The 24051-nt window shown below is 32.3% G+C and carries 19 protein-coding genes; 12 read left to right on the top strand and 7 right to left on the bottom strand.

The window, feature by feature from the left end:
* Positions 1-178: 178 nt before the first annotated feature.
* The 7 genes from topA to ABWP60_RS06660 all read left to right on the top strand — a co-directional run bounded on the left by topA (position 179) and on the right by ABWP60_RS06660 (position 9782).
* Positions 179-2680 (top strand): type I DNA topoisomerase, encoded by a 2502-nt coding sequence (gene topA / locus ABWP60_RS06630; protein WP_353150271.1) that lies wholly within the window; start codon positions 179-181, stop codon positions 2678-2680.
* Positions 2681-2738: 58 nt separating this feature from the next.
* On the top strand, positions 2739-3881 hold the full coding sequence (locus ABWP60_RS06635; protein WP_353150274.1) for a formimidoylglutamase: 1143 nt from the start codon (positions 2739-2741) through the stop codon (positions 3879-3881).
* Positions 3882-4017: 136 nt separating this feature from the next.
* A complete protein-coding gene (gene porK / locus ABWP60_RS06640; protein ID WP_353150277.1) occupies positions 4018-5397 on the top strand; it encodes a T9SS ring complex lipoprotein PorK/GldK in 1380 nt (459 codons plus the stop codon).
* Between the two features lie 58 nt (positions 5398-5455).
* Entirely contained in the window at positions 5456-6091 is a 636-nt protein-coding gene (gene porL, locus ABWP60_RS06645; protein WP_353150280.1) for a type IX secretion system motor protein PorL/GldL, read from the top strand.
* Between the two features lie 54 nt (positions 6092-6145).
* Positions 6146-7687, top strand: a complete 1542-nt coding sequence (gene porM, locus ABWP60_RS06650) for a type IX secretion system motor protein PorM/GldM (protein WP_353150282.1) — start codon at positions 6146-6148, stop codon at positions 7685-7687.
* 18 nt (positions 7688-7705) lie between these two features.
* A complete protein-coding gene (gene porN / locus ABWP60_RS06655; protein WP_353150285.1) occupies positions 7706-8605 on the top strand; it encodes a type IX secretion system ring subunit PorN/GldN in 900 nt (299 codons plus the stop codon).
* Between the two features lie 121 nt (positions 8606-8726).
* A complete protein-coding gene (locus ABWP60_RS06660) occupies positions 8727-9782 on the top strand; it encodes an NAD(P)/FAD-dependent oxidoreductase (RefSeq protein ID WP_353150288.1) in 1056 nt (351 codons plus the stop codon).
* Here the strand turns inward: ABWP60_RS06660 and ABWP60_RS06665 are convergent.
* Entirely contained in the window at positions 9771-10163 is a 393-nt protein-coding gene (locus ABWP60_RS06665) for a DUF983 domain-containing protein (protein ID WP_353150291.1), read from the bottom strand. The two genes, ABWP60_RS06660 and ABWP60_RS06665, sit on opposite strands and share 12 nt — an antisense overlap.
* A gap of 63 nt (positions 10164-10226) precedes the next feature.
* Between ABWP60_RS06665 and ABWP60_RS06670 the strand changes: the two genes are divergently transcribed.
* Positions 10227-12137, top strand: coding sequence for an ABC-F family ATP-binding cassette domain-containing protein (locus ABWP60_RS06670; RefSeq protein ID WP_353150293.1), 1911 nt, complete (start codon positions 10227-10229; stop codon positions 12135-12137).
* Positions 12138-12200: 63 nt separating this feature from the next.
* On the opposite strand, the gene ABWP60_RS06675 is transcribed toward ABWP60_RS06670, so the two are convergent.
* From ABWP60_RS06675 to ABWP60_RS06695, 5 genes are all read right to left on the bottom strand, one after another.
* A complete protein-coding gene (locus tag ABWP60_RS06675) occupies positions 12201-14348 on the bottom strand; it encodes a S46 family peptidase (protein WP_353150296.1) in 2148 nt (715 codons plus the stop codon).
* A 179-nt stretch (positions 14349-14527) separates the two neighbouring features.
* On the bottom strand, positions 14528-15805 hold the full coding sequence (locus ABWP60_RS06680; protein WP_353150299.1) for a zinc-dependent metalloprotease: 1278 nt from the start codon (positions 15803-15805) through the stop codon (positions 14528-14530).
* A 53-nt stretch (positions 15806-15858) separates the two neighbouring features.
* Positions 15859-16860 carry a GTPase ObgE gene (obgE, locus tag ABWP60_RS06685; RefSeq protein WP_353150302.1) on the bottom strand — a complete coding sequence of 334 codons (1002 nt, stop codon included), beginning with the start codon at positions 16858-16860 and terminating at the stop codon, positions 15859-15861.
* A gap of 95 nt (positions 16861-16955) precedes the next feature.
* Positions 16956-18230 (bottom strand): hemolysin family protein, encoded by a 1275-nt coding sequence (locus tag ABWP60_RS06690; RefSeq protein WP_353150305.1) that lies wholly within the window; start codon positions 18228-18230, stop codon positions 16956-16958.
* Between the two features lie 31 nt (positions 18231-18261).
* Positions 18262-18834, bottom strand: a complete 573-nt coding sequence (locus ABWP60_RS06695; protein WP_353150308.1) for an adenylate kinase — start codon at positions 18832-18834, stop codon at positions 18262-18264.
* 98 nt (positions 18835-18932) lie between these two features.
* Between ABWP60_RS06695 and ABWP60_RS06700 the strand changes: the two genes are divergently transcribed.
* The 4 genes from ABWP60_RS06700 (at position 18933) to ABWP60_RS06715 (ending at position 23279) form a co-directional block, all read left to right on the top strand.
* The gene (locus tag ABWP60_RS06700; protein ID WP_353150311.1) at positions 18933-19466 is read left to right on the top strand and encodes a HEAT-like fold family protein; all 534 of its coding nucleotides are present in this window, start codon (positions 18933-18935) and stop codon (positions 19464-19466) included.
* Positions 19467-19526: 60 nt separating this feature from the next.
* Positions 19527-20693 (top strand): 5-(carboxyamino)imidazole ribonucleotide synthase, encoded by a 1167-nt coding sequence (locus ABWP60_RS06705; RefSeq protein ID WP_353150314.1) that lies wholly within the window; start codon positions 19527-19529, stop codon positions 20691-20693.
* Between the two features lie 9 nt (positions 20694-20702).
* The gene (purE, locus tag ABWP60_RS06710) at positions 20703-21188 is read left to right on the top strand and encodes a 5-(carboxyamino)imidazole ribonucleotide mutase (RefSeq protein WP_353150317.1); all 486 of its coding nucleotides are present in this window, start codon (positions 20703-20705) and stop codon (positions 21186-21188) included.
* 66 nt (positions 21189-21254) lie between these two features.
* A complete protein-coding gene (locus ABWP60_RS06715; protein ID WP_353150320.1) occupies positions 21255-23279 on the top strand; it encodes a M3 family metallopeptidase in 2025 nt (674 codons plus the stop codon).
* Here ABWP60_RS06715 and ABWP60_RS06720 read toward each other — a convergent pair.
* Positions 23276-24046 carry a hypothetical protein gene (locus tag ABWP60_RS06720; protein ID WP_353150323.1) on the bottom strand — a complete coding sequence of 257 codons (771 nt, stop codon included), beginning with the start codon at positions 24044-24046 and terminating at the stop codon, positions 23276-23278. The genes ABWP60_RS06715 and ABWP60_RS06720 overlap by 4 nt on opposite strands.
* Positions 24047-24051: the final 5 nt, after the last annotated feature.

Genomic DNA, 24051 nt, shown 5'->3' on the forward strand with positions numbered 1-24051 from the left:
CAAAAATTCAGAAAGCAAAGATAATACTAAATTTTACTATCTGCCAAATTGTCAGCGTCAGTTTAACAAAAATTTAAAAACAATTAGTTAATCAAACAATAAGTAAAAATCAAAAAAACGATACCTATATATATTAATCAAAAAAATAATATACTTTTGCCAAATCAAATAATTGAAAATGGCGAAGAATTTAGTTATCGTGGAGTCACCTGCAAAGGCAAAAACCATTGAAAAATTTTTAGGAACCGATTTCCAAGTGGAATCAAGTTACGGACATATTGCCGATTTACCATCAAAAGAAATTGGTGTAGATGTAAAGGGTAATTTTCAACCTAAATATGAGGTATCTCCAGATAAAAAAGCATTAGTAAAAAAACTAAAAGACTTATCTAAAAAAGCAGATATGGTTTGGTTAGCTTCCGATGAGGACCGAGAAGGAGAAGCAATTTCTTGGCATTTATCTGAAGAATTAAAATTAGATCCAGCCAAAACAAAACGCATTGTTTTTCACGAAATTACAAAAACTGCCATTTTAAAAGCCATTGAAAACCCGAGAGATATTAATTATAATTTAGTAAACGCACAACAAGCTCGAAGAGTTTTAGACCGTTTAGTGGGCTACGAATTATCTCCGGTTCTTTGGAAAAAAGTAAAAGGTGGTTTGTCTGCCGGACGTGTGCAATCCGTTTCTGTTCGATTAATTGTAGAACGCGAACGTGAAATTCAGAATTTTAAAGCCGTTGGCAGTTATTCAATTAGCGCCGAATTTATTAATGAAGCCGGAAAAACAGTAAAAGCCAAACTAAGTAAAAATTTCAATACAAAAGAAGAAGCACAACAATTTTTAGAAAAAAATATTGCTGCCGATTTTAAAGTGGCCGATTTAGAAACAAAGCCAACAAAAAAATCGCCTACAGCACCTTTTACGACATCTACGTTACAACAAGAAGCCGCTCGTAAATTGTATTTACCTGTAGGAATTACTATGCAAATTGCTCAACGTTTATACGAAGCCGGTTTGATTACTTACATGAGAACGGATAGTGTAAACCTTTCGCAAGAGGCCATGGCTGCCGCACAAGCAGAAATTACTTCGTATTACGGAGCAGCATATAGTAAACCAAGAAATTATAATACCAAATCTAAAGGGGCTCAAGAAGCGCACGAAGCCATTCGTCCTACAGATATGAGTCGCCATACCGTTGATATTGATAGAGACCAAGCGCGTTTATATGATTTAATTTGGAAACGTACGTTAGCCTCACAAATGAGTGATGCGCAACTGGAACGAACCAACGTAAAAATTACAACTAATACGCATAATGAGTACTTTTCTGCAACAGGCGAAGTAATAAAATTCGATGGTTTTTTAAAAGTATATTTGGAAGGAAATGATGACGATGAAGAAGAACAAGAAGGCCTACTACCCGCATTAAAAGTAAACGAAAAGCTTACCAATAAATTTATTACTGCAACAGAACGATTTACGCGCCCTGCAAGTAGATATACGGAAGCGTCACTTGTAAAAAAATTAGAAGAATTAGGTATTGGTCGTCCTTCAACTTATGCGCCAACTATTTCTACAATAATCAACAGAAATTATGTTGAAAAAGGAAGTTTTGAAGGTACAGAAAGGAAATACGAACAATTAACCTTACTTGGTAAAGAAATAAAATCGCAAACTTTAAAAGAAAACTCTGGTTCGGATAAAGGGAAATTAGTGCCAACTGACATTGGAGGAATTGTGACTGACTTTTTAGTGAAAAACTTTGAAAGCATTTTAGATTATAATTTTACAGCTAAAGTAGAGCAAGATTTTGATGAAATTGCAGCTGGAAACGAAGATTGGCATAAAATGATGCGAAACTTTTACGATCATTTTCATCCAATTGTTACCAAAGTGGAAACAACAGCAGAACGTGAATCTGGTGAACGAATTTTAGGAACCGATCCAAAAACAGGAAAACCAGTAAGTGTTCGATTAGGAAAATATGGCGCAATGGCGCAAATTGGTGCTATTGATGACGAAGTAAAACAATTTGCAAGTTTAAGAAACGAACAAAACCTTAGTAACATAACACTAGAAGAAGTTTTAGATTTATTTTTATTACCCAAATCGTTAGGAACGTATGAAGGCGAAGAAATAGAAGTAAACAACGGACGTTTTGGACCTTATGTGAAATTTGGAACACAATTTATTTCTTTAGCTAAAGGGGAAGAACCTTTAGACGTTTCAATGGAAAGAGCCATCGAATTAATCAATGAAAAAAACAAAGCAGACTCTCCAATTGCTACTTACGATAATTTACCTGTACAAAAAGGAGTTGGCCGATTTGGTCCTTTCTTAAAATGGAATGGTATTTTTATCAATGTAAATAAAAAATACAATTTTGATAATTTATCGCAAGCTGATATCAATGAATTAATTGAAGACAAACAACAAAAAGAAATCGAAAAAGTACTTCATTATTGGAAAGAAGAAGGTATTAAAGTAGAAAAAGCACGTTGGGGAAGATCTGTAATTACAAAAGGAAAAATTAAAATTGAATTAAGTAAAGATATAGATGCTACAAAATTAACTCTTGAAACAGTAAAAGAGATGATTGAAAAGAAAGCACCCGCTAAAAAAACAGCTACTAAAAAAGCACCTGAAAAAAAAGCTACAGCTAAAAAGAAATAATTTATGTGTTTATCATTCTGAATTAATTTCAGAATCGAATACATTCAAAATATAATTTATGATATTCGAATATTTACAACCTGTATCAGAAGAACTTCAAAACTTTACAGAAAGCTTATCTAATCAAACATTAGGTAAAAAAATTGTAATGCATACCGCTACCGATTATCCTAATTTAGAAAATATATCCATCGCACTCATTTGTGTAAACGAAAATAGAGGTGCAGATTTAGAAAATGAAAATTACAATTTTAACGATTTTAGAAAAGCTTTTTATCAATTATTTCCAGGTAATTGGAACAAAGGAATAGCCGATTTAGGTGATGCCTTAGTAGGAAATGAAACAAGTGACACCTATTTTGTGTTAAAAACCATTTGTGCCAGTTTAATTAAGCAAAAAATTATACCTTTGGTTGTTGGTGGTTCACAAGATTTAACTTATGCTTTGTATCGTGCTTTTGATCAATTGGACCAAATGGTAAATTTAGTCGCAATTGATAATAAATTTGATTTTGCAAAAGATGAAAAACTTGACTCGGATTCATACTTATCGAGAATAATTGTAGAAGAGCCAAATAATTTATATAATTTTTGCAGTATGGGCTATCAAACCTACTATACCTCGCAAGAAGAAATAGATTTAATCGAAAAATTGTATTTTGACACCTACAGATTAGGTGAAATAAGTAAAAATTCAGCAATAGTTGAGCCTGTTTTTAGAGATGCCGACATAATTAGTCTTGATTTAAAGTCAATAAAATCATCCGATTCAGGAAATACAACAGAATTTTATCCAAACGGATTTGATGGAAGAGAAATTTGCACATTAGCCAGATATGCAGGAATTAGCGATAAAGTTAGTATTTTTGGAATTTTCAATCAATTTTATTCTAAAAATGAAAACCAACTTATAGCGCAAATCGTTTGGTATTTTATAGAAGGATACCACTTAAGAAGTTACGAATATCCATTTGAAGATAAAACAGATTATAATAGATATATAGTATTAGCAGAAGACCAAGAGTTGGTTTTTTACAAAAGTAACCGATCAGAAAGATGGTGGATGGAAATAAATTACAATACCATATATAATAAAACAGTTAAAAAAACGTTATTACCATGTACAAACGATGATTATGTAGCGGCTTGTAATGCTGAAATCCCCGAAAGATGGTGGAAAGCACACAGAAAAAGCTTTTAAAAAATCGTTAAAAGCATAGCAAAAATCGATAAAATACACTTTTTTTTATTTTATTTTTAATTTGCTATTGTATATGTCAAAATAAATAGATAGGTTTGGAGCCTTAAATAAAATAAAATTTTATAACCCAATTAATATGAAAAAGTTTTTAGTATTATCGGCAGCCTTAGCTCTATTAACTAGCTGTGGAAAAGGCGATAAAGGTGAACTGGTAGGAGTTAAAGGAAAAAAATGGTTTTCAGAAAAACCTTTTGGTATGTCACTTATACCTGGCGGTGCATTCATCATGGGTAAGTCAGATGATGATGTTGCCAACGTACAAGATGCGCCCACTAAAACAGTTACTGTGACTTCATTTTACATGGATGAAACGGAAATTACAAATAGCGAGTACCGTCAGTTCGTAGAATGGGTTAAAGATTCTACTATTAGAACAAGATTGGCCATACAAGCAGAAGAATCTGGTGTAAAACCAGCTGCAGGAGGAAAAGGAACAGGAAGTATTGGAGACTTTGCTTTTGCGGATGCCGATCCAGCTAAAATGACAGCATATGACAAATATATGTACGAAAATTATTATAGTGTAGGTACAGATTCAGATCTTTATGCTAATAGAAAAACAAACAAAAAAGTAAAATTGATTAAAGAAACTTCAAAATATCCAGATGCAGATTATGTTGAAGTAATGGATTCTATGTATTTACCAGAATCAGAATCGTTTAATGGGTTAAAAACGATAGATGTAAGTAAATTAAAGTTCAAATACAATCAAGTTGATTTAAACAAAGCAGTAAAGAAAAAAGGCCGTAAAAACTTTTATGAAGATGCAAAGCCTTTAGAAATATATCCAGATACAACCGTGTGGATTAAAGATTTTGCGTATTCATATAACGAGCCAATGCACAATAGCTATTTTTGGCACCAAGCTTATGGAGACTATCCAGTTGTGGGTGTATCTTGGGATCAAGCAAAAGCATTTTGTGCTTGGAGAACCATGTATAAAAACTCATATGTGAAAAAACAAAAAGGTAGAGACCAAGTAAATTCTTTCCGTTTACCTACTGAAGCAGAATGGGAATATGCCGCAAGAGGCGGAATTGAATCAGGTACATACCCTTGGGGTGGACCTTATGCTAAAAACGACCGTGGTTGTTTCTTAGCCAATTTCAAACCTATGAGAGGAGATTATGCTGCTGATGGTGCTTTATATACTGTAGAAGCAAAATCGTATGAGCCAAATGATTTCAACTTATACAACATGGCAGGAAACGTTTCAGAATGGACCGATTCTTCTTATGATGCTGGTGCTTACGAATTCGTTTCATCAATGAATCCAAATGTTTCTGATAAAGCAAATCAAAGAAAAGTAATTCGTGGTGGATCATGGAAAGACGTAGCTTTCTTCTTACAAGTTTCAACACGTGATTTTGAATATGCGGATTCAGCAAGAAGCTATATTGGTTTCAGAACGGTACAAGATTATATGGGAACGGATGCAACAGGAATCAAAAAATAATAAATAAAAATTTAACTAAACTAAATAATTATAACTTAACTAACTAAAATTTTAAATTATGGCAATTTTAAGCAAAAAAGCAATGAATTTCGCTTACGGTATGGGAGCAGCAGTAGTAATCCTTGGAGCACTTTTCAAATTAATGCACTGGCCTTTCGCAGGAATAATGCTAATCGTTGGATTAGGAACTGAGGCATTTATTTTTGGTTTATCTGCTTTTGAAACACCTGAAAATGATTTAGATTGGTCTTTAGTTTACCCAGAATTAGCTGGTGGAGACGCTAAACCAAAATCAGGAAAAAAAGAAAACCCGGAAGAAGCTCAAGGTCTATTATCTCAAAAATTAGACAATTTATTAAAAGAAGCTAAAATTGATGGAGAATTAATGACAAGCTTAGGAAATAGTATTAAAAACTTTGAAGGTGCTGCTAAAGGTATCGCTCCAACAGTTGATGCTATTGCTTCTCAAACAAAATATGCAGAACAAATGGTTAGCGCAGCTACTTCATTAGAAGCGTTAAACAACTTATACAAAGCACAAATTGATGGGGCTCAGAAAAATGCGGATGCTAATGCAGAAATTGCAGAAAATGCATCTAAATTAAAAGAGCAAATGCAATCTATGACATCAAACATATCTTCATTAAATGCGGTATATGGTGGTATGTTAACTGCAATGCAAAACAAAGGATAATTAGTTTTATCAAATAAATTAAACAAATTAATTAACTAAACTAATTAGAAAAAAATGGCAGGAGGAAAACTTACCCCTAGACAGAAGATGGTTAATCTGATGTATTTGGTTTTTGTGGCAATGTTAGCAATGAATATGTCAAAAGAAGTATTATCGGCTTTTGGTATCTTAAATGACAAAATCACAGAATCAAATGGTATTGCAGAAGCAAGAAATCAATCAGCTTTCGATCAGTTAGCTCAAAAAGCGCAAGATCAACCAAAACAATATGGTGATAAAAAAGCTAAAGTTGATAAAATCAGATTATTATGTAAAGAATTCTACAGCTATGTAGAAGGATTAAAAACACAATTCACTAAAGACGTTGAAAGAAAAGAAGATGGAAGTCTTAATTTCGAAGCAATGGATAAAGGTGATATAATTGATGAATACTGGTTTTCTGGTGATAGACCATCAGCTAAAGGTACTGAATTTTTAAATAAATTTAGCACGTTCTCAGCTCAAATTAAAGCAACGGGTGGAAGCTCTATTGTAGAAGCTGAAATGAAAAAAATTGAAAAAAGATTTGCTACAAATAAAGTAAAAACAGAAGACGGAAATGTGCCTTGGTTGGATTACAACTATAAAGGATTTCCTTTAATTGCCTCTATTACTAAATTATCACAAATTCAAGCAGATATTAAAACTACTGAAAGTGATATCATTAGCGGTATGTTCCAATCTGACTTAGTTGCAGCAGCCTCTTTAACAGCATACCAACCTATTGTAGTTCCAGACAAAACCGCTTTCTTCCAAGGAGAAACTGTAACTGGTAAAATTATATTAGGAAAATTTGATCCAAATTTAGTTGCAAAATCTGTAATTGTAAATGGTCAATCTCTAAAAGCGGAAGCGGGTCAAGCTAAATTCTCTTTTAGTGCTGGAAGTGTAGGTGAAAAAGAAATTAATGGTTCTTTCAACTTTGAAGAAAATGGAAAAATAATTCCATTACCAATTAAAGGTAACTACGTGGTGGTACCAAAACCAAATCAAGCTATTGTTTCTGCTGATAAAATGAATGTAGTTTACAGAGGGGTAGATAACCCAATTTCGGTATCTGTTCCAGGTATTCCTTCAAGTGATGTTAAAGCAAGTGCGCCTGGGATGAGATCTTCAGGAAAACCTGGACAATATGTTTTAAACCCAGGACAAGGTAAAGAAGTAACAATTAATGTTTCTGCTACTTTACCTAACGGCGGTGGAACCTTTTCAAGTAAACAAACATTTAGAATTAAAGGTATCCCTGCTCCTACTGGTAAAATTAGAGGTGAGGTTTCAGCTAAAGGACCAAAATCTAACTTAGAAGTATGTACTATTTCTGCAGCTTTAGAAGATTTTGATTTCCCAGTAACAATAAATGTAACTCAATTTAATGTTAAAGTTCCTGGACAACCAACGATTGTAGTTCAAGGAAACAGAATGAATGGGCAAGCCATCTCAGCAATCAAAAAAGCAGGTAGAGGTGATGTAGTTAGTATATCTGAAATAAAAGTTAAGTATGTTGGTATTAACCAACCTGCTAAAAATGTTTCGCCTTGTACATTCGAAGTACAATAATTTAAATAAAATAAAAAAATGAATTGGAGAAATTTTTTATTAGTAGTAGTATTTAGTTTGAGCACACTTTCGTTTGCACAATCTAATTTACTAAATGCAAAAACACCTGCAGAAATCGGTAAAAAAACCGAAGCAGAGAAAAATGCAGATAATGACAAACCTTTACCTTATGGCTACATAGGTGATAGAGATGTGTTTATGGGAAAAACCGTTTGGGAACTTATTGATGTGGACCAAAGAGTAAATTACCCAATGTATTATCCAGTTGACGATTCTAAAGATTTAGGTTCAGAAAGAAAACCACTTTTTGAAGTACTAATGAAGGGAATTGATGATGGTAAAATTACTGAAGTATACGATTCAGGGTATTTTACTGTAAAAAAGACGTTTGATGATATTCAAAAAGCTAGAGTTTTTATTGATACCTCAGATGCTGGTATTGAACAATTAGCGGCTGGTGAAAAAATTTCAGAAGAATTTATTACTAAGCAAACTATTGATGCCTTTCATGTTAAAGGATATAAAATCAAAGGTTTCTGGTATTTTGACAAACGTCAAGGGGAATTAAAATACAGATTACAAGGTATTTGTCCTTTAGTACCAGACGTATATACAATGAATAAAGAAGAAAATAAAAATGACGCTCCTATTGAGTTGTTTTGGATTTATTTTCCAGCTTCAAGAGATGTGTTACATGCCGCAAAAGCATTTAATGAGAAAAACTCGGCCATGCCATTTACGTTTGACCATTTGTTAAATGCACGTCGTTTTAATGCGGTAATTTACTTGGAAGAAAATGTATATGGTGATAGAGAGATAAAAGACTACATGAAAGAAAACTCTCAAATGCAATTATTAGAATCAGAAAGAGTAAAAGAAAAAATACGTAATTTCGAATTAGATATGTGGAATTACTAATAAAAATATTTCTCCAATCAAAATACAAAAAACTCTTGCTTCGGTAAGAGTTTTTTTTTATCCAAATAACTAAAACAGCATTACAATTTTAAGTAAATTTGCGGCACTATATTAAAACAAAATGGAAGTTGATTATCTTATTGTTGGTTCCGGTTTAGCAGGAATTTGTTTTGCAGAAACGTGTTTGTTACGCCATAAAAAAATTATCGTGCTAAATGATACCTCTCAAAATTCAACTATAATAGCGGGTGGTTTATACAATCCAATTATCTTAAAACGATTTACAAAAATTTGGGAAGCAGAAGCGCAATTAGCAATTTCCATTCCATTTTATAAAAAGTTAGAAGTAAAACTACACACTACATTTCTTTATGAAATTCCATTATTGCGCAAACTGAATAACATTGAAGAACAAAATAATTGGTTTGCAGCCTCGGACAAAACTACTCTCTCCAATTATTTAAGTAGTGAATTGGAAACTTTAAATAGCAAATCCGTAATAAGTAATTATAAGTTCGGAAAAGTAAATCATACTGGTTTTTTAGATACTAAAAAATTGAAAGAAACTTATACTCACTATTTACTTTCTAATTCTATGTATAATGAAGAAACCTTTGCGTATTCAAAAATAAGCATAGAAGAAAATTTTATACAATATAAAAACATTCGAGCCAAACAAATTGTTTTTGCTGAAGGATTTGGACTACATAACAACCCCTATTTTAACAACTTACCACTTGATGGAACCAAGGGGGAACTATTGATTATTAAATCCGAAAATCTAAAGTTAAAAGAAATAATAAATTCCAGCATTTGGATATTACCTTTAGGAAACAATTTATATAAAGTAGGCGCCACCTATAATTGGCAAGATAAAACCAACCAAAAAACAGAAGAAGCTAAATTTGAATTAGTTACAAATTTAAAAGAACTACTAAATTGTAATTTTGAAATCATCGAACATTTAGCAGGTGTTCGCCCAACCGTAAAAGACAGAAGACCACTTTTAGGAAAACACTACAAACACAACAACCTATTTATTTTAAATGGTATGGGAACCAGAGGCGTACTTTTCGCACCCTACTTGTCAGATAAATTATTTCAATATATTGAAAATGGAATTCCATTAGACAATGAAATTTCTATAGAAAGAATATACAAAAAGTTATTTGGATAGTTTTTCTTTCCAATTTTTATCAAAATGAACAAAAATATTAATCCAAATATTTCTGGACCACCTCATAATTAGAGTATTACTTAAAATTAAAGCGACAACTATTGAAATAAAAGCTGTTTTTAAATTGGCTTGAAATACTAAATACGAAAGTAAAAAGGTAATTATTCCAATCAAAACACCAAGTCCATAACTCACAAACATGGCACCAAAAAAGAAAGAAGGCTCAATTTGATATACCAGTTTACAGTGCGAACACTTTTCGTGCATGGCGTAAATTTTCATAACATTAAAAGGGTTTGCGTCTAAATACATGCTTTCTTCATGACATTTTGGGCAACAACCAACAACCATTGCATAAATTTTAGATCCTTTACCAAACATTTTACTAATTTTGATGTAAAGGTAGAATAAGTATAGTACTTTTGCACCTTATTAGAAAAAAACATGCTGAATATACATAATCTTTCCGTTTCCTTTGGTGGAACGTATTTATTTGAAGAAGTTACTTTTAGAATGGGCGCTGGAGACAGAGTGGGTTTAGTAGGTAAAAATGGAGCCGGAAAATCGACTATGTTAAAAATTTTAGCTGGTGATTTTAAACCCGATTCGGGACAAATTGCAACCGAAAAAGAAGTAAGAATTGGATTTTTACGCCAAGATATCGATTTTGAAGCTGGAAGAACGGTTTTAGAAGAAGCGTATCAAGCGTTTACAGATATTAAAGAAGTAGAGAAAAAGCTAGAAGAAATCAATCATCAATTAGTAACAAGAACCGATTATGAAAGTGAGGCTTATTCTCAAATTATAGAAGATTTATCTGATTACACGCATAGATTTGAACTTTTAGGAGGTTATAATTATGTAGGAGATACAGAAAAAATATTATTAGGCTTAGGATTTAAAAGAGACGTTTTTAACAACCAAACAGAAACGTTTTCAGGTGGTTGGCGCATGCGTATCGAATTAGCAAAACTATTGCTTCAAGCCAACGATATTCTCTTATTAGATGAGCCTACCAATCACTTGGACATAGAAAGTATCATTTGGTTGGAAAGTTTTTTAAGAAATTATCCTGGAGTTGTGGTTATTGTATCGCACGATAAAATGTTTTTAGACAATGTTACGAATCGTACGATAGAAATTTCATTAGGAAAAGCCTACGATTTTAATAAACCTTATTCGCAATATTTAGAATTACGTCATGAAATTCGTGAAAAACAATTGGCAACACAAAAAAATCAAGCCAAGAAAATTGAAGAAACCGAAAAATTAATTGAAAAATTTCGAGCCAAAGCTTCTAAAGCCTCTATGGCGCAATCTTTAATTAAAAAATTAGATAAAGTAGAACGCATTGAAGTGGATGAAGACGACAATTCCGTGATGAATATTTCGTTTCCCGTTTCAAAAGTGCCTGGAAAAGTAGTTATCGAAGCCGAACACGTAACAAAAGCCTATGGCGATAATACGATTTTAAAAGACATTTCACTTTTAGTGGAACGCGGAAGTAAAATTGCATTTGTAGGTCAGAATGGTCAAGGAAAATCGACTTTTATAAAAGCCATTGTGAACGAATTTGAGTTTGAAGGTTCCATAAAATTAGGTCATAATGTTCAAGTGGGTTATTTTGCTCAAAATCAGGCAGAGTATTTAGATGGAGAAATTACATTATTACAAACCATGGAAGATGCCGCAACGGACACCAATAGAGCAAAAGTTAGAGACATGTTGGGCTCGTTTTTGTTTCGCGGTGATGATGTGGAAAAAAAAGTAAAAGTACTCTCTGGAGGGGAAAGAAATCGATTGGCTTTGTGTAAATTACTCTTGCAACCCATTAACGTTTTGGTAATGGATGAGCCTACAAATCACTTAGATATTAAATCGAAAAATGTATTAAAAGCCGCACTTCAAAAATATGAAGGCACGCTCCTACTCGTTTCTCACGATAGAGATTTTTTACAAGACATGTCTAATTTAGTGTATGAATTTAAAGATCAAAAAATTAAAGAATACTTAGGCGATATCAATTATTTCTTAGAACAACGCAATCTAGAAAACATGCGTGAAGTGGAAAAAAAGGATATTGAGAAAAAAGATGATTCTGTAAATCAAAATGCTAAAACTTCTTACGAAGACCAAAAGAAAAACAAATCGTTACAAAATAGATTATCTAAAATTGAAAGTCAAATTAAACAATTAGAAATTGATATTCAAAACGACGATAAAGAATTGGCTTCTAATTACGACAAGCACTTGGAAAACGGTTCTTTTTTTACTGCATACAACAAGAAAAAAGCAGAATTAGACAAACTTCTTGAGGATTGGGAAATGGTTCAAGAGGAAATAGATAATTTGTAAAAATATAACAAAAAAAGAGTCCCGATTTCTCGAGACTCTTTTTTATTTGTATACTTATGTAAATTATTTTACTAAAGTCATTTCATCTACAATGTGTTTTGCACCTGAGAAATTTTCGATTACCCAAAGTACATAACGAATGTCAACGTTAATTGTTCTTTGTAACTTTTGATCGAAAATAACATCTCCAGCCATAGCTTCAATGTTTCCATCAAAAGCCAAACCGATTAATTCCCCTTTTCCGTTTAATACTGGAGAACCAGAATTTCCACCAGTGATATCATTATCAGTTAAGAAACAAACGTGTAAAGAACCATCTTTATCTGCATAACGACCGTATTCTTTTTTAGCATTCATGTCTAATACTTTTGTAGGTAAATCAAATTCTAAATCCCCTTTTTTGTATTTTTTAACTTGACCAGATAAAGTAGTGTAGTTATTTACAGACGCATCGTTTCTTTTATCAGTTGGTAACGAACGAACTTTACCGTATGTTAAACGTAATGTTGAATTGGCATCTGGATATAAAGTAGTCCCAATTTTAGATTCTCTTAAACCTTCTACTAATAAACGGAAAGAAGCTCCGAAATCGTTTTGCGCTTTCATTAACTCGTCACTTCTTTTACCAAAATGTGTTGTTAAATCATTTGATAAAACATATAATGGATCATTTGTAATCATAGCTTCACTTGGTAAATCTAAGAACGCTTTGATTTTTTCTTTAGAAGTAAAAATACTTAAATCGAAAGCAGCATTTACATATTTGGTAAAATTACCGTTATTATCTTTAGCTAATTTTTCAACCATTGGTGCTAAAGTATAACCCGCTTTTTTAGCATATAAACTTAATTGAGCTGCTAAAATATCTTTTTCTGCAGGAAGGTATAATTCCTTAAACATTTCATTTGCCATTTCTTCAATAGCTGGCGCCATTTCAGCACGTTTAGCAGCATCTGCTTTAGTATACATTTCTAATTGTCTTCCTAAAGATCTGCTAATAGTTCCAAAAGCAGACGTTCTAAATAACTGTTGTAAATAATTATCATGACGTGATTTTTCATTCGTCATATCATAATATTTATTTATTGTAGCTACAACAGTACCGTATTTAGCTTTATTTGCTGGTTTATTGGCCCAAGTATTAAATTTAGCTTCTTGAGTAGCTTTAGATTTCGCTGTTCCAAATTTAGTTAACGCATCAATCATACCTTGACGGTTTTTCCAGTAATTCGCAACGCCTGCAAACTTAGAAGCATACACTAAATTTAAGGCATCAGATTGAACCATATATTTTTTCATATTGTCCATTCCAGTTTTAGAACCTTCCACCCAAGCAGGGTAAGCAAATTTTACATTTTGCTCAATTCCACCAGCTGGCATCCAACGATTTGTACGACCAGGATAACCTAAAATCATTGCAAAATCATTTTCTTTTACACCACTTAAGTTAACTGGTAAGTGATGTTTTGGTTGTAAAGGAACATTATTCGCTGAATATTCTGCAGGATTTCCGTTAGCGTCAGCATAAATTCTAAACATCGAAAAATCCGCTGTATGACGAGGCCATTCCCAGTTGTCTGTATCTCCACCAAATTTACCTAAACTTTCTGGAGGCGTACCTACTAAACGAACATCTTTATAATCTTGATATACGAAATAGTAATATTCATTTCCTTGGAAAAATGGACGTACCGAAACGGTATACTTTCCACCTTCATTGTTTTCCTTTTCAATTTTAGCAATTTCTTGATTGATTGCTTTTTCTCTTTCCGCTTCGCTCATTCCTGGCGTTACTACTGCTAAAATTCTTTTTGAGCAATCGTCCATTCGAACGAAGAAACGCACAAATAAGCTGGAAGGTTTTAATTCTTCTTTTCTATTTGCCGCCCAATATCCTTCTTTTAAATAATTTTTTTCTGCAGTAGATAATTCCGCTATCGCATCATATCCACAGTGGTGATTGGTTAAAACTAAACCATCTTTTGAAATTAATTCTGCTGTACAACCTCCGTTAAACTGCACGATAGCATCTTTTAAACTGTGATTGTTAATACTGTAAATTTCTTGTGGGGTTAATTGTAAACCCATTTTTTGCATATCGCGGTGATTTAAACGTTCAATGAACATTAAAAACCACATACCTTCATCTGCTTTAACGCTCATTGGCATAAGCATAATTCCAGCAACTAAGGATAAAATAATTTTTTTCATTCTAATTTTAGATAAAGTTAATTAATATTAATAGTAGTCGATAAATTGAAAAAATGTTACAATTTTCTAACCATTTTTTATTTACGAAAATATATTTTTGATGATTTTATTATTATTTAATAAAAAACAGTTAAAAGTAAACTCTCAACTGTTTTTTAAAAATTATTAATATTATAGAATTACTCTATAATTATTTTTTTAGTGATTTGTGCGCCTTTACTTTGAATTGTTACAAAATACATACCGCTTAGAGCGTTTTCAAGCTGTATATTTTGAACTAAATCTGATGTCTGATTATATTCTGCATTAAAAATTTCTCTTCCTAAAGCATCAATAATTATAACCGAGTAATTATCTGTAACTTCAGATAATTGTATTGAAAATATACCTTTATTAGGGTTTGGTGAAATAGAAAAATTATTTTTTACAAAATCATTATTAGCTAAAACATTTGTTTGTAACTGAGAAGAAATTGTGTTATACCAAGCCATCATTCTAGTGGCTTGCCCAGCGGTAAACATATACATACAAACATCAGATACATAATCCATATAATTCATGGTTAACTGCGTGGTACCACAATTTGTAAAAATAATTCCAGGCTCTCCACAATCATACCAAGGTGTATCAGCAGCTGGTGTATCACAAACTCGATCTCCAGTTGTAGCGCAGTTGGATCCGCCGCAACCTTGAAAAGTATGATATAAATTAAAAAAGTGCCCTAACTCATGAGTTAAAGTTCTTCCCTTATTATAAGGCGCAGAAGGAACATATCCTGTACAGCTCGTTGGTGTACCCGTCATAGTAGCTCCAAAAGCATTATTATCAATAACAACAGTCATACCCTGAGAAGGTGAACCGCCTAAAGGAGAATAGCCTAAAATTCCACCGCTAATATTTCTAACAACTAAATTACAATAACCCGCCCATTCAAAATCACTATCCGCACCAGATAAGAAATGCGTTCCAAAAGTTACTGCTAACGTCCCATTTGATAAACCAGAACTCGATGGATGATTTTGAGTGGCTATTTCCCAAGAAACATCCATATTCCCAATATTTACGCCAGGATAAGAAGCGCTAGCAGCTGACCATAACGAAACATCTGAATTGGTAGCGTTATAATCTGCATTTAAAATGGCTACTTGTTTTTGCGCCAATAATCGTAAACAGCTTTTTACGGTTTCAGAACTAGAATTGACTACTGAAGGATAATGTACAGCAACCGGAATTCTTAATGTAACATTTGTACTAAGTATGGATGAACCATTTCTTTTTTGTTGGGCATTAGTTAGTCTTTCTAATTCGCTTTCAAATTGTTTTTGCAAATCTAAATATTGTTGTTTCAATTCAGGATTAGACAACATTTTTTCCATGTAAGCGTCAGTTCCGCATGTTCTTTGTTGACCAAAACTTATGGTAACTACAAAAAGTAATAAAAGTAATTTTGTTTTCATTTGATTATGTTATTAAATAAGTTTCAAAAATATAAAAAAAAATGAAAAAAATGTTAAACATTCAACATTTTCCACAATTTATCTTTCAATTCTGTAAGTCCTTGTTGTGCTACTGAAGAAATAAATAGGTAATCAAGCCCTTTTAATTCTGTATCTAATTGTTGTTTCATTTCTTTTTGTAATTCGTCGTCTAACATGTCGCATTTAGAAATTACCAACAATCTGTCTTTATCAAGCATTTCAGGATTGTAACGTCTTAATTCGTCTAAAAGAATTTCATATTCCTTCTTAATATCATCCGCATCTGCAGGAACTAAAAATAATAATGTAGAATTTCTTTCGATATGCCTTAAGAAATAATGTCCTAACCCTTTACCTTCTGCGGCTCCTTCAATTATTCCAGGAATATCTGCAATTACAAAGGATTGAAAATCTCGGTAAGCTACAATTCCTAAATTGGGTTTTAAAGTAGTAAATGCATAATCCGCAATTTTGGGTTTAGCAGACGTTAATACAGACAATAAAGTCGATTTTCCAGCATTCGGAAATCCAACTAAACCTACATCGGCAAGCACTTTTAATTCTAAGATTACATCCACTTCCTCTCCTGGAATTCCAGGTTGCGCATATCTCGGGGTTTGATTGGTGGCACTTCTAAAATTCCAGTTACCTAATCCTCCTTTTCCGCCACGAGCTAAAATTTTAGTTTCTCCATCTTCAGTAATTTCAAATAAAATTTCGCCTGTTTCTTTATCTTTTACAACTGTACCTAATGGGACTTCTATAAACTTATCTTCCCCATCATGTCCGGTACTTCTGCTGCTTCCTCCATCTCCACCATGCCCCGATTTCACATGTCGTAAAAATTTCAAATGAAACAAGGTCCATAAATTTTTACTCCCTCTAATAATCACATGACCTCCACGACCACCATCGCCACCATCTGGACCACCTTTTTCAATAAATTTTTCTCTGTGCAAGTGAGAGGAGCCCTTCCCGCCTTTACCAGATGCAACATATATTTTTACGTAGTCTACGAAATTTCCTTCAGTCATTTTATTTTTTTTTAGTTTTCAGAAATAGAACTAACTGAAACTATTGTAAATTGTACTTTATCAGTTTTTAACAGGCTGTAACTGTGCGAGTAGATTTATTCTGTAATAGCTTTTATTAGTATTTTATCAATTTTAACACCATCCATATCTATTACTTCAAATTCTAATTTATTCCATATTAGTTTTTCGCCTTGTTTTGGAATATTTCCTAATTCTGTAATAATCAATCCACTAACTGTAGTTACTTCATAATCATTGAGCATGTCATCTAAGTCAAAATAGGTCATAAAATCGTGTAATGAATATTGGCCATCCACTAACCAAGTTCCGTCTTCTCTTGTTAGTAATTGATATTCTTCATCCGAAAAATCAGCTGCATCACCTACTAAAGCTTCTAAAATATCATTTAATGTAATTATTCCTTGAAAAACACCATATTCATCTGTAACTAAAGCATAATGAATTTTAGACTTTTTAAAATTTTCTAACGCTTTATAAGCTGATGTATGTTCAATAAAATATACAGGCTCAATCATGATTTTCTGTAAATCGAAATTGCCTTTTTCAATATTTGCGAATAAATCTTTTAGTAATACTACCCCAATAACTTCATCCAAATTTTCATTACAAACAGGATATACAGAATGTAATTCATCTAAAATTTTTGCTTTTAACTCTTCATAACTCTCATCTAAAGCCAGATAAACAATGCTTTTTCTGTGCGTCATTAAAGAATTAACTTTTCTGTCGCCAATATGAAATACGCGTTCCACAATATCTTGCTCGATTTCTTGCACTTCTCCTACCTCAGTCCCCTCTTTAATAATGGCTTTTATTTCTTCTTCGGTAACCTTACCATCTGCGGTTGGTTTAATCTTAAATATTTTTAATATAAAATCTGTAGAAGTAGTTAATAACCAAATAAATGGAGCCGTAACAATAGACATCACTTTCATTGGAACGGCAACAGACTTAGCAATGGTTTCAGGATAATTTAGCCCAATTCTTTTAGGTAATAATTCACCAAAAACTAAAGAGAAAAAAGTTAATACAACAACTACAACTCCAACTGCTAATGAATGTGCATAAGGAAAAGTAATAGAATAAGTGGCAAAAAATGTTTCAACATCAGTTGTAATTTTATCGCCAGAATAAATACCTGTTAAAATACCAATTAAGGTAATACCAATTTGTACCGTTGACAAAAATTTGTTTGGTGAATTGGCTAAATCTAAAGCTGTTTTTGCACTCGTATTGCCTTTTTTGGCAGCGGTTTCTAACCTATTTTTTCTTGCTGATATGAGTGCGATCTCTGACATGGAGAAAATTCCATTGAGCAGTATCAACAAGAATATTATGACTATTTCCAATTTTTATAAAGTTGAATTAAATGCAATATACTTATAATTTATCGATTATTGTACTTAATCGCTCTGTGATTTCTTCAATAGAACCAATTCCGTTTACAGCATAAAACTTTCCTTGTGCCTCGTAATACGACATTAAAGGCGCTGTTTTTTCGTTATATTCTTGATACCTATTTCTGATTTTTTCTTCATCTTGGTCATCTGTTCTTCCAGAAGTTTTACCTCTTTCTAACAAACGTTTTACTAAAATTTCATCGTCTGCTTCTAAAGCAATTGTAGCCGTAATTTCTTCATTTTTAGACGTTAAAAAAGCATCTAATGCTTCTGCTTGTGCAATTGTTCTTGGAAAACCATCAAACAAAAACCCTCGTGATTGACTGTTTTTCTCTACTTCACTTTGTAACATCTGAATGGTTACTGAATCTGGCACTAAATCGCCGTTATCCATATATGTTTTCGCTAAAAGACCTAATTCCGTTTCGTTTTTGATATTAAATCTAAAAATATCACCTGTAGATAAATGTGTTAGCGTATATTTTTCTTTTAAAAATTCTGCTTGTGTTCCTTTACCAGCGCCTGGTTTTCCGAATAAAACAATATTAATCATTGTGTTGTTAGAGTTAAAATAAACCACAAATTTACAAACTATTAAACATAAAAAAATCATTATTAAGTGTTTTTTTAAAAAATGATTATTTTTACAAGATGAATTTAGCTTTTTATAAACTTATAGAAGAGAGTACGGCACATCGATTAAATCGAGAATTTATTCGTGATTATATACTTCAAAATCCGGAAAAACTGCAATTATTAATTGAAATTGCGCTGAACGAAAAAGACAAAATTCATATTAAAGCGTGTTGGTCATTAGAATTAATTTTTGAAATCCAACTGGAACTAATTCTACCTTTTTTAGATGATTTTTTAGCAAAAATTGCTTACTACAAAAACGATTCTACCAACAGACCAATTTCTAAAATATGTATGTTTTTATCCAAATCGAAAACTATAAAACTTTCCGAAAGCCATGAAACAAAAATTATTGAAACCTGTTTTGATTGGCTAATTCAGGATAAAAAAGTAGCTACAAAAGTCTATTCTATGAGAACTTTATTCCTTTTCGGAAAAAAACACCCTTGGATTAATGAAGACTTAAAAACCATACTTTCACAAGATTATTTTAAACATTCCGCAGCATATCAAGCTGCAGCTAAAGATATTTTACGAAAACTAAAATAAATGCTAATTGCGAAACAAATTCAAATTAGTATCTTTGCACAATCACAACACTAACAACTAATGAATTATTTTTCTTCAGATTATAAATTAGGAATTTTAGGTGGCGGCCAACTAGGCAAAATGCTAATTACCGAAACCCGAAAATTCGACATTACTACTCTTGTTTTAGATTCAAGCAAAGAAGCACCAGCGCAATTTGGCGCAACTAAATTTTTCACTGGAAGTTTGTTAGATTATGAAACCGTGTACCAATTTGGTAAAATGTGTGATGCCATAACAATTGAAATTGAAAATGTAAATTTAGACGCTTTAGCGAAATTAGAAGAGGAAGGTCATCTTGTTTATCCATCACCTAAAACGTTGCGTTTAATTCAAAATAAAGGAAAACAGAAAGATTTTTATGTAGAAAATAACATTCCAACCTCTAAACATCAAAGATTTGTAGATTTAAATGATTTGAAAAAATCGCTAGAAAAAGACGAATTAGAATTTCCTTTTGTTTGGAAATGCGCCCAATTTGGATACGATGGAAATGGCGTAAAAATTTGTCGTTCTACAATGGATTTATTACATTTACCTGAAGTAGAATGCATTGCAGAAGATATGGTGCCCTTTAAAAATGAGTTAGCCGTTATTGTTGCCCGAAATGCAAATGGCGAGGTAAAAACCTATCCTGTAGTGGAAATGGAATTTCATCCAGAAGCCAATCAGGTAGAATATGTAATTTGTCCTGCTAGAATTGATGAAAAAGTGGCACAATTAGCAATTGAAACGGCTTTACAAGTTTCGAAAGCATTTGATCACGTAGGATTATTAGCTGTAGAAATGTTTCAAACAGAATCAGATGATATTTTAGTTAATGAAGTAGCACCAAGACCCCATAATTCAGGACATCATACAATTGAAGCAAGTTATACGTCGCAATTTGAAAACCATTTGCGTTCGGTGTTAAATTTACCTTTAGGGAATACAGATAGTAAAGTTGCCGGAATTATGGTAAATTTGGTAGGGGAAGAAGGTTTTTCTGGACCCGTTATTTACGAAAACATTGAAAAAATAATGGCAATTGATGGCGTGACACCTCATATTTACGGAAAAAAAGAAACCCGACCATTCAGAAAAATGGGACATGTTACGATTGTAAACGAAGATATGACAGCAGCCAGAAAAATTGCCGAAGAAGTAAAGAATAGTATTAGAGTAATTAGTGAAATTTGTGTTAAATAAATATAACTTATGAGTAAAGTAGCCATTATAATGGGAAGCATTTCGGATATGTCCGTAATGCAAGAAGCCATAGATATCTTAAAAGGATTTGATATTGAAACCGAAGTTGATATTGTTTCAGCACATAGAACTCCAGAAAAATTATTCGATTTTAGTAAAAATGCGCACACTCGTGGTATTTCAGTAATTATTGCTGGTGCAGGCGGTGCAGCACATTTACCAGGAATGGTAGCGTCTATGAGTCCGCTTCCTGTAATTGGAGTACCCGTAAAATCTAGCAATTCTATTGATGGATGGGATTCTGTTCTATCTATTCTACAAATGCCTGGCGGAGTTCCTGTGGCAACAGTAGCTTTAAACGGTGCAAAAAATGCTGGGATATTAGCCGCACAAATTATTGGTAGTGCAGATAAATGCGTATTAGATAAAATTATTTTTTATAAAGAAAGTTTGAAAAATGCGGTAAATAAAGCCGCATCTGAATTGAAAAAATAAACATAAAAAAATCATAAAAACCCTGTCTTAGTTATATACTCTGACAGGGTTAATCGTATAAATAACATGAAATTACTAACCTCAACATTTAATACCAAACACAATACGGCGCCTTTTTCTAAAATAAAATTAGAAGATTACAAACCCGCATTTATTGAAAATATCAGCAAAGCAAAAGCCGAAATTGATGCCATAATTACGAATTCTGAAACACCTACTTTTGAAAACACAATCGAAGCATTAGATTTTGCCGGTGAAAATTTAGATAGATTATCGTCTATTTTTTTTAACTTAAATGCTGCGGAAACTTCAGATGAAATGCAAAAAATTGCACAAGAAGTTACACCTTTGCTTACAGAATTTGGAAACGACATAGCATTAAACGAAGATTTATTTAAAAAAGTAAAATCCGTTTATGAAAACAAAACCGGTATAAATTTAACAACAGAACAAGCTACATTATTAGAAAAAAAATATAAAGGTTTTACTCGAAATGGAGCGTTACTTTCAAATGATAAAAAAGTACGATTAAGAGAAATTGATACCGAATTAGCACAATTGCAATTGACCTTTGGTGAAAATACCTTAGCAGAAACCAATAATTTTGAATTACATCTTACTATTGAAGACGATTTAAAAGGGTTGCCCGATGGAGCTAAAGAAGCTGCTGCCGATTTAGCTAAATCTAAAAACAAAACGGGTTGGATATTCACCTTAGATTTTCCTAGTTATATGCCATTTGTAACTTACATTGATAAGAGAGAACTAAGAAAAGAAATGGCGGTTTCATTTGGTAAAAAAGCATTTCAAAATAACCAATACAACAACGAAGAAATTACTAAAAAAATTGTAGCACTTCGTCATGAACGTGCTAATTTATTAGGATACGAAACACATGCGCATTTTGTTTTAGAAGAACGAATGGCGCAAAACCCAACAAAAGTACTTTCTTTTTTACATGATATTTTAGAAAAAGCCAAACCCGCTGCTAAAAGAGAATTCGAGCAATTAGCTGCATTTGCAAAAGAATTAGATGGAATTGAACAATTAGAAAAATGGGATAGCGCTTATTATTCAGAAAAATTGAAACAAAAATTATTCAATTTAGATGATGAAGCTTTAAAACCGTATTTCAAATTAGAAAATGTGTTAAACGGAGCATTCACAATTGCAGAAAAACTATTCGGAATTACCTTTAACGAAGTTTTTGATATTGATAAATACCATTCCGATGTACAAACTTTCGAAGTTTTAGATGAAAATAAAAATTTAGTAGCGCTATTTTATACCGATTTCTTTCCAAGAAAAGGCAAAAGAAATGGCGCTTGGATGACCTCTTTTAAACCGCAATATATTAAAGAAGGAACAAATGAAAGACCACATGTTTCTAATGTGTGCAATTTTACGCCACCGACAGCTACAAAACCTTCTTTATTGACATTTAATGAAGTCACCACTTTATTCCATGAATTCGGACACGGATTGCACGGCATGTTAGCAAACACCACCTACCCTAGCCTTTCGGGAACTTCAGTGTTTTGGGATTTTGTAGAATTGCCGTCTCAAGTAATGGAAAATTGGTGTTACGAACCGGAAGCATTAGCTTTATTTGCAAAACATTATGAAACGGGCGAAATTATTCCACAAGAATATGTGGAGAAAATTAAAGAATCGGCAAGTTTCTTAGAAGGAATGGCTACCTTACGCCAATTAAGTTTTGGCTTATTAGACATGGAATATCATGGGAAAAACCAACAGATTGATAACATTAAAGCTTTTGAAAAACAAGCTATGGGCGGCACATCATTATTTCCAGATGTTGCAGAAAATTGCATGAGTGTTTCCTTTTCTCATATTTTTCAAGGTGGCTATTCTTCTGGATATTACAGCTATAAATGGGCAGAAGTTTTAGATGCCGATGCGTTTGCATATTTTCAAGAAAAAGGCATTTTCAATAAAGAAGTCGCAACCAAATTTAAAGAAAATGTTTTGTCAAAAGGTGGAACCGAGCACCCAATGACGCTTTACAAAAAATTTAGAGGTCAAGAACCAAGTGCAGATGCTTTGCTAAAAAGAGCTGGGTTGATTTAGCTAAAAATCAAAACCAACAACCACCACAAAATAGGAATACTTTCTACCCAAAAACTAGTGTAATACTTGTTGTTTTTTGTGGAAGAAAATTGAATAAAAAATCCAATTACTATTGCTATTACGAAATCTAAAATTTCATATTGTAATAGCAAACTAAACAAACAAAAAACAACTAAAAACATATATCCTAGATATTTAGTTTTTTGTATACCAAATTTCTGAGGAATCGTTTGTAAGGTTAGTGGATCCTGCTGTGAATCATAAATTTCAAATGGAATAAGCAAGGCACAAATCAAAAAAAATAATTTCACTTGTAAAATCGTATCGTAAAAAAACAACATTTTTGTATCTAACGTTGGAATATAACCTACAACAAACGTTACAGAAAAACTTACAATTGCAATTTTTAAAAACCAAAATTTTCTTAAAAACGGATACATTACAACCAAAAAAAAGATTTGTAAAAATGCGATTTGAAAACTAAATTTCAATTGAAAAAAACAAAATACAAAAGTCAAAAATGCAACTGTTGTAATTGCTAAAATGAATTTATTTTTATTTAATGAAAACTTAGTATATTTCCAAAATTCATAATATTTTAAAACCGTATACCCCAAAACACTTCCAGAAAAAATAGCTGCTTCTAAAAATACGTTAGAAGAAATGTTTAACGAAAGTTCTACGACTTTAACAAAGGAAAAAATGGCAAAAGCAACATGCAAACTGCTTTTGATGTAAAAATCGAGAATTTGTTTAAAAACTAACATTCAAC

The sequence above is a fragment of the Flavobacterium sp. genome, from assembly GCF_040402895.1.
Classification (GTDB): domain Bacteria; phylum Bacteroidota; class Bacteroidia; order Flavobacteriales; family Flavobacteriaceae; genus Flavobacterium.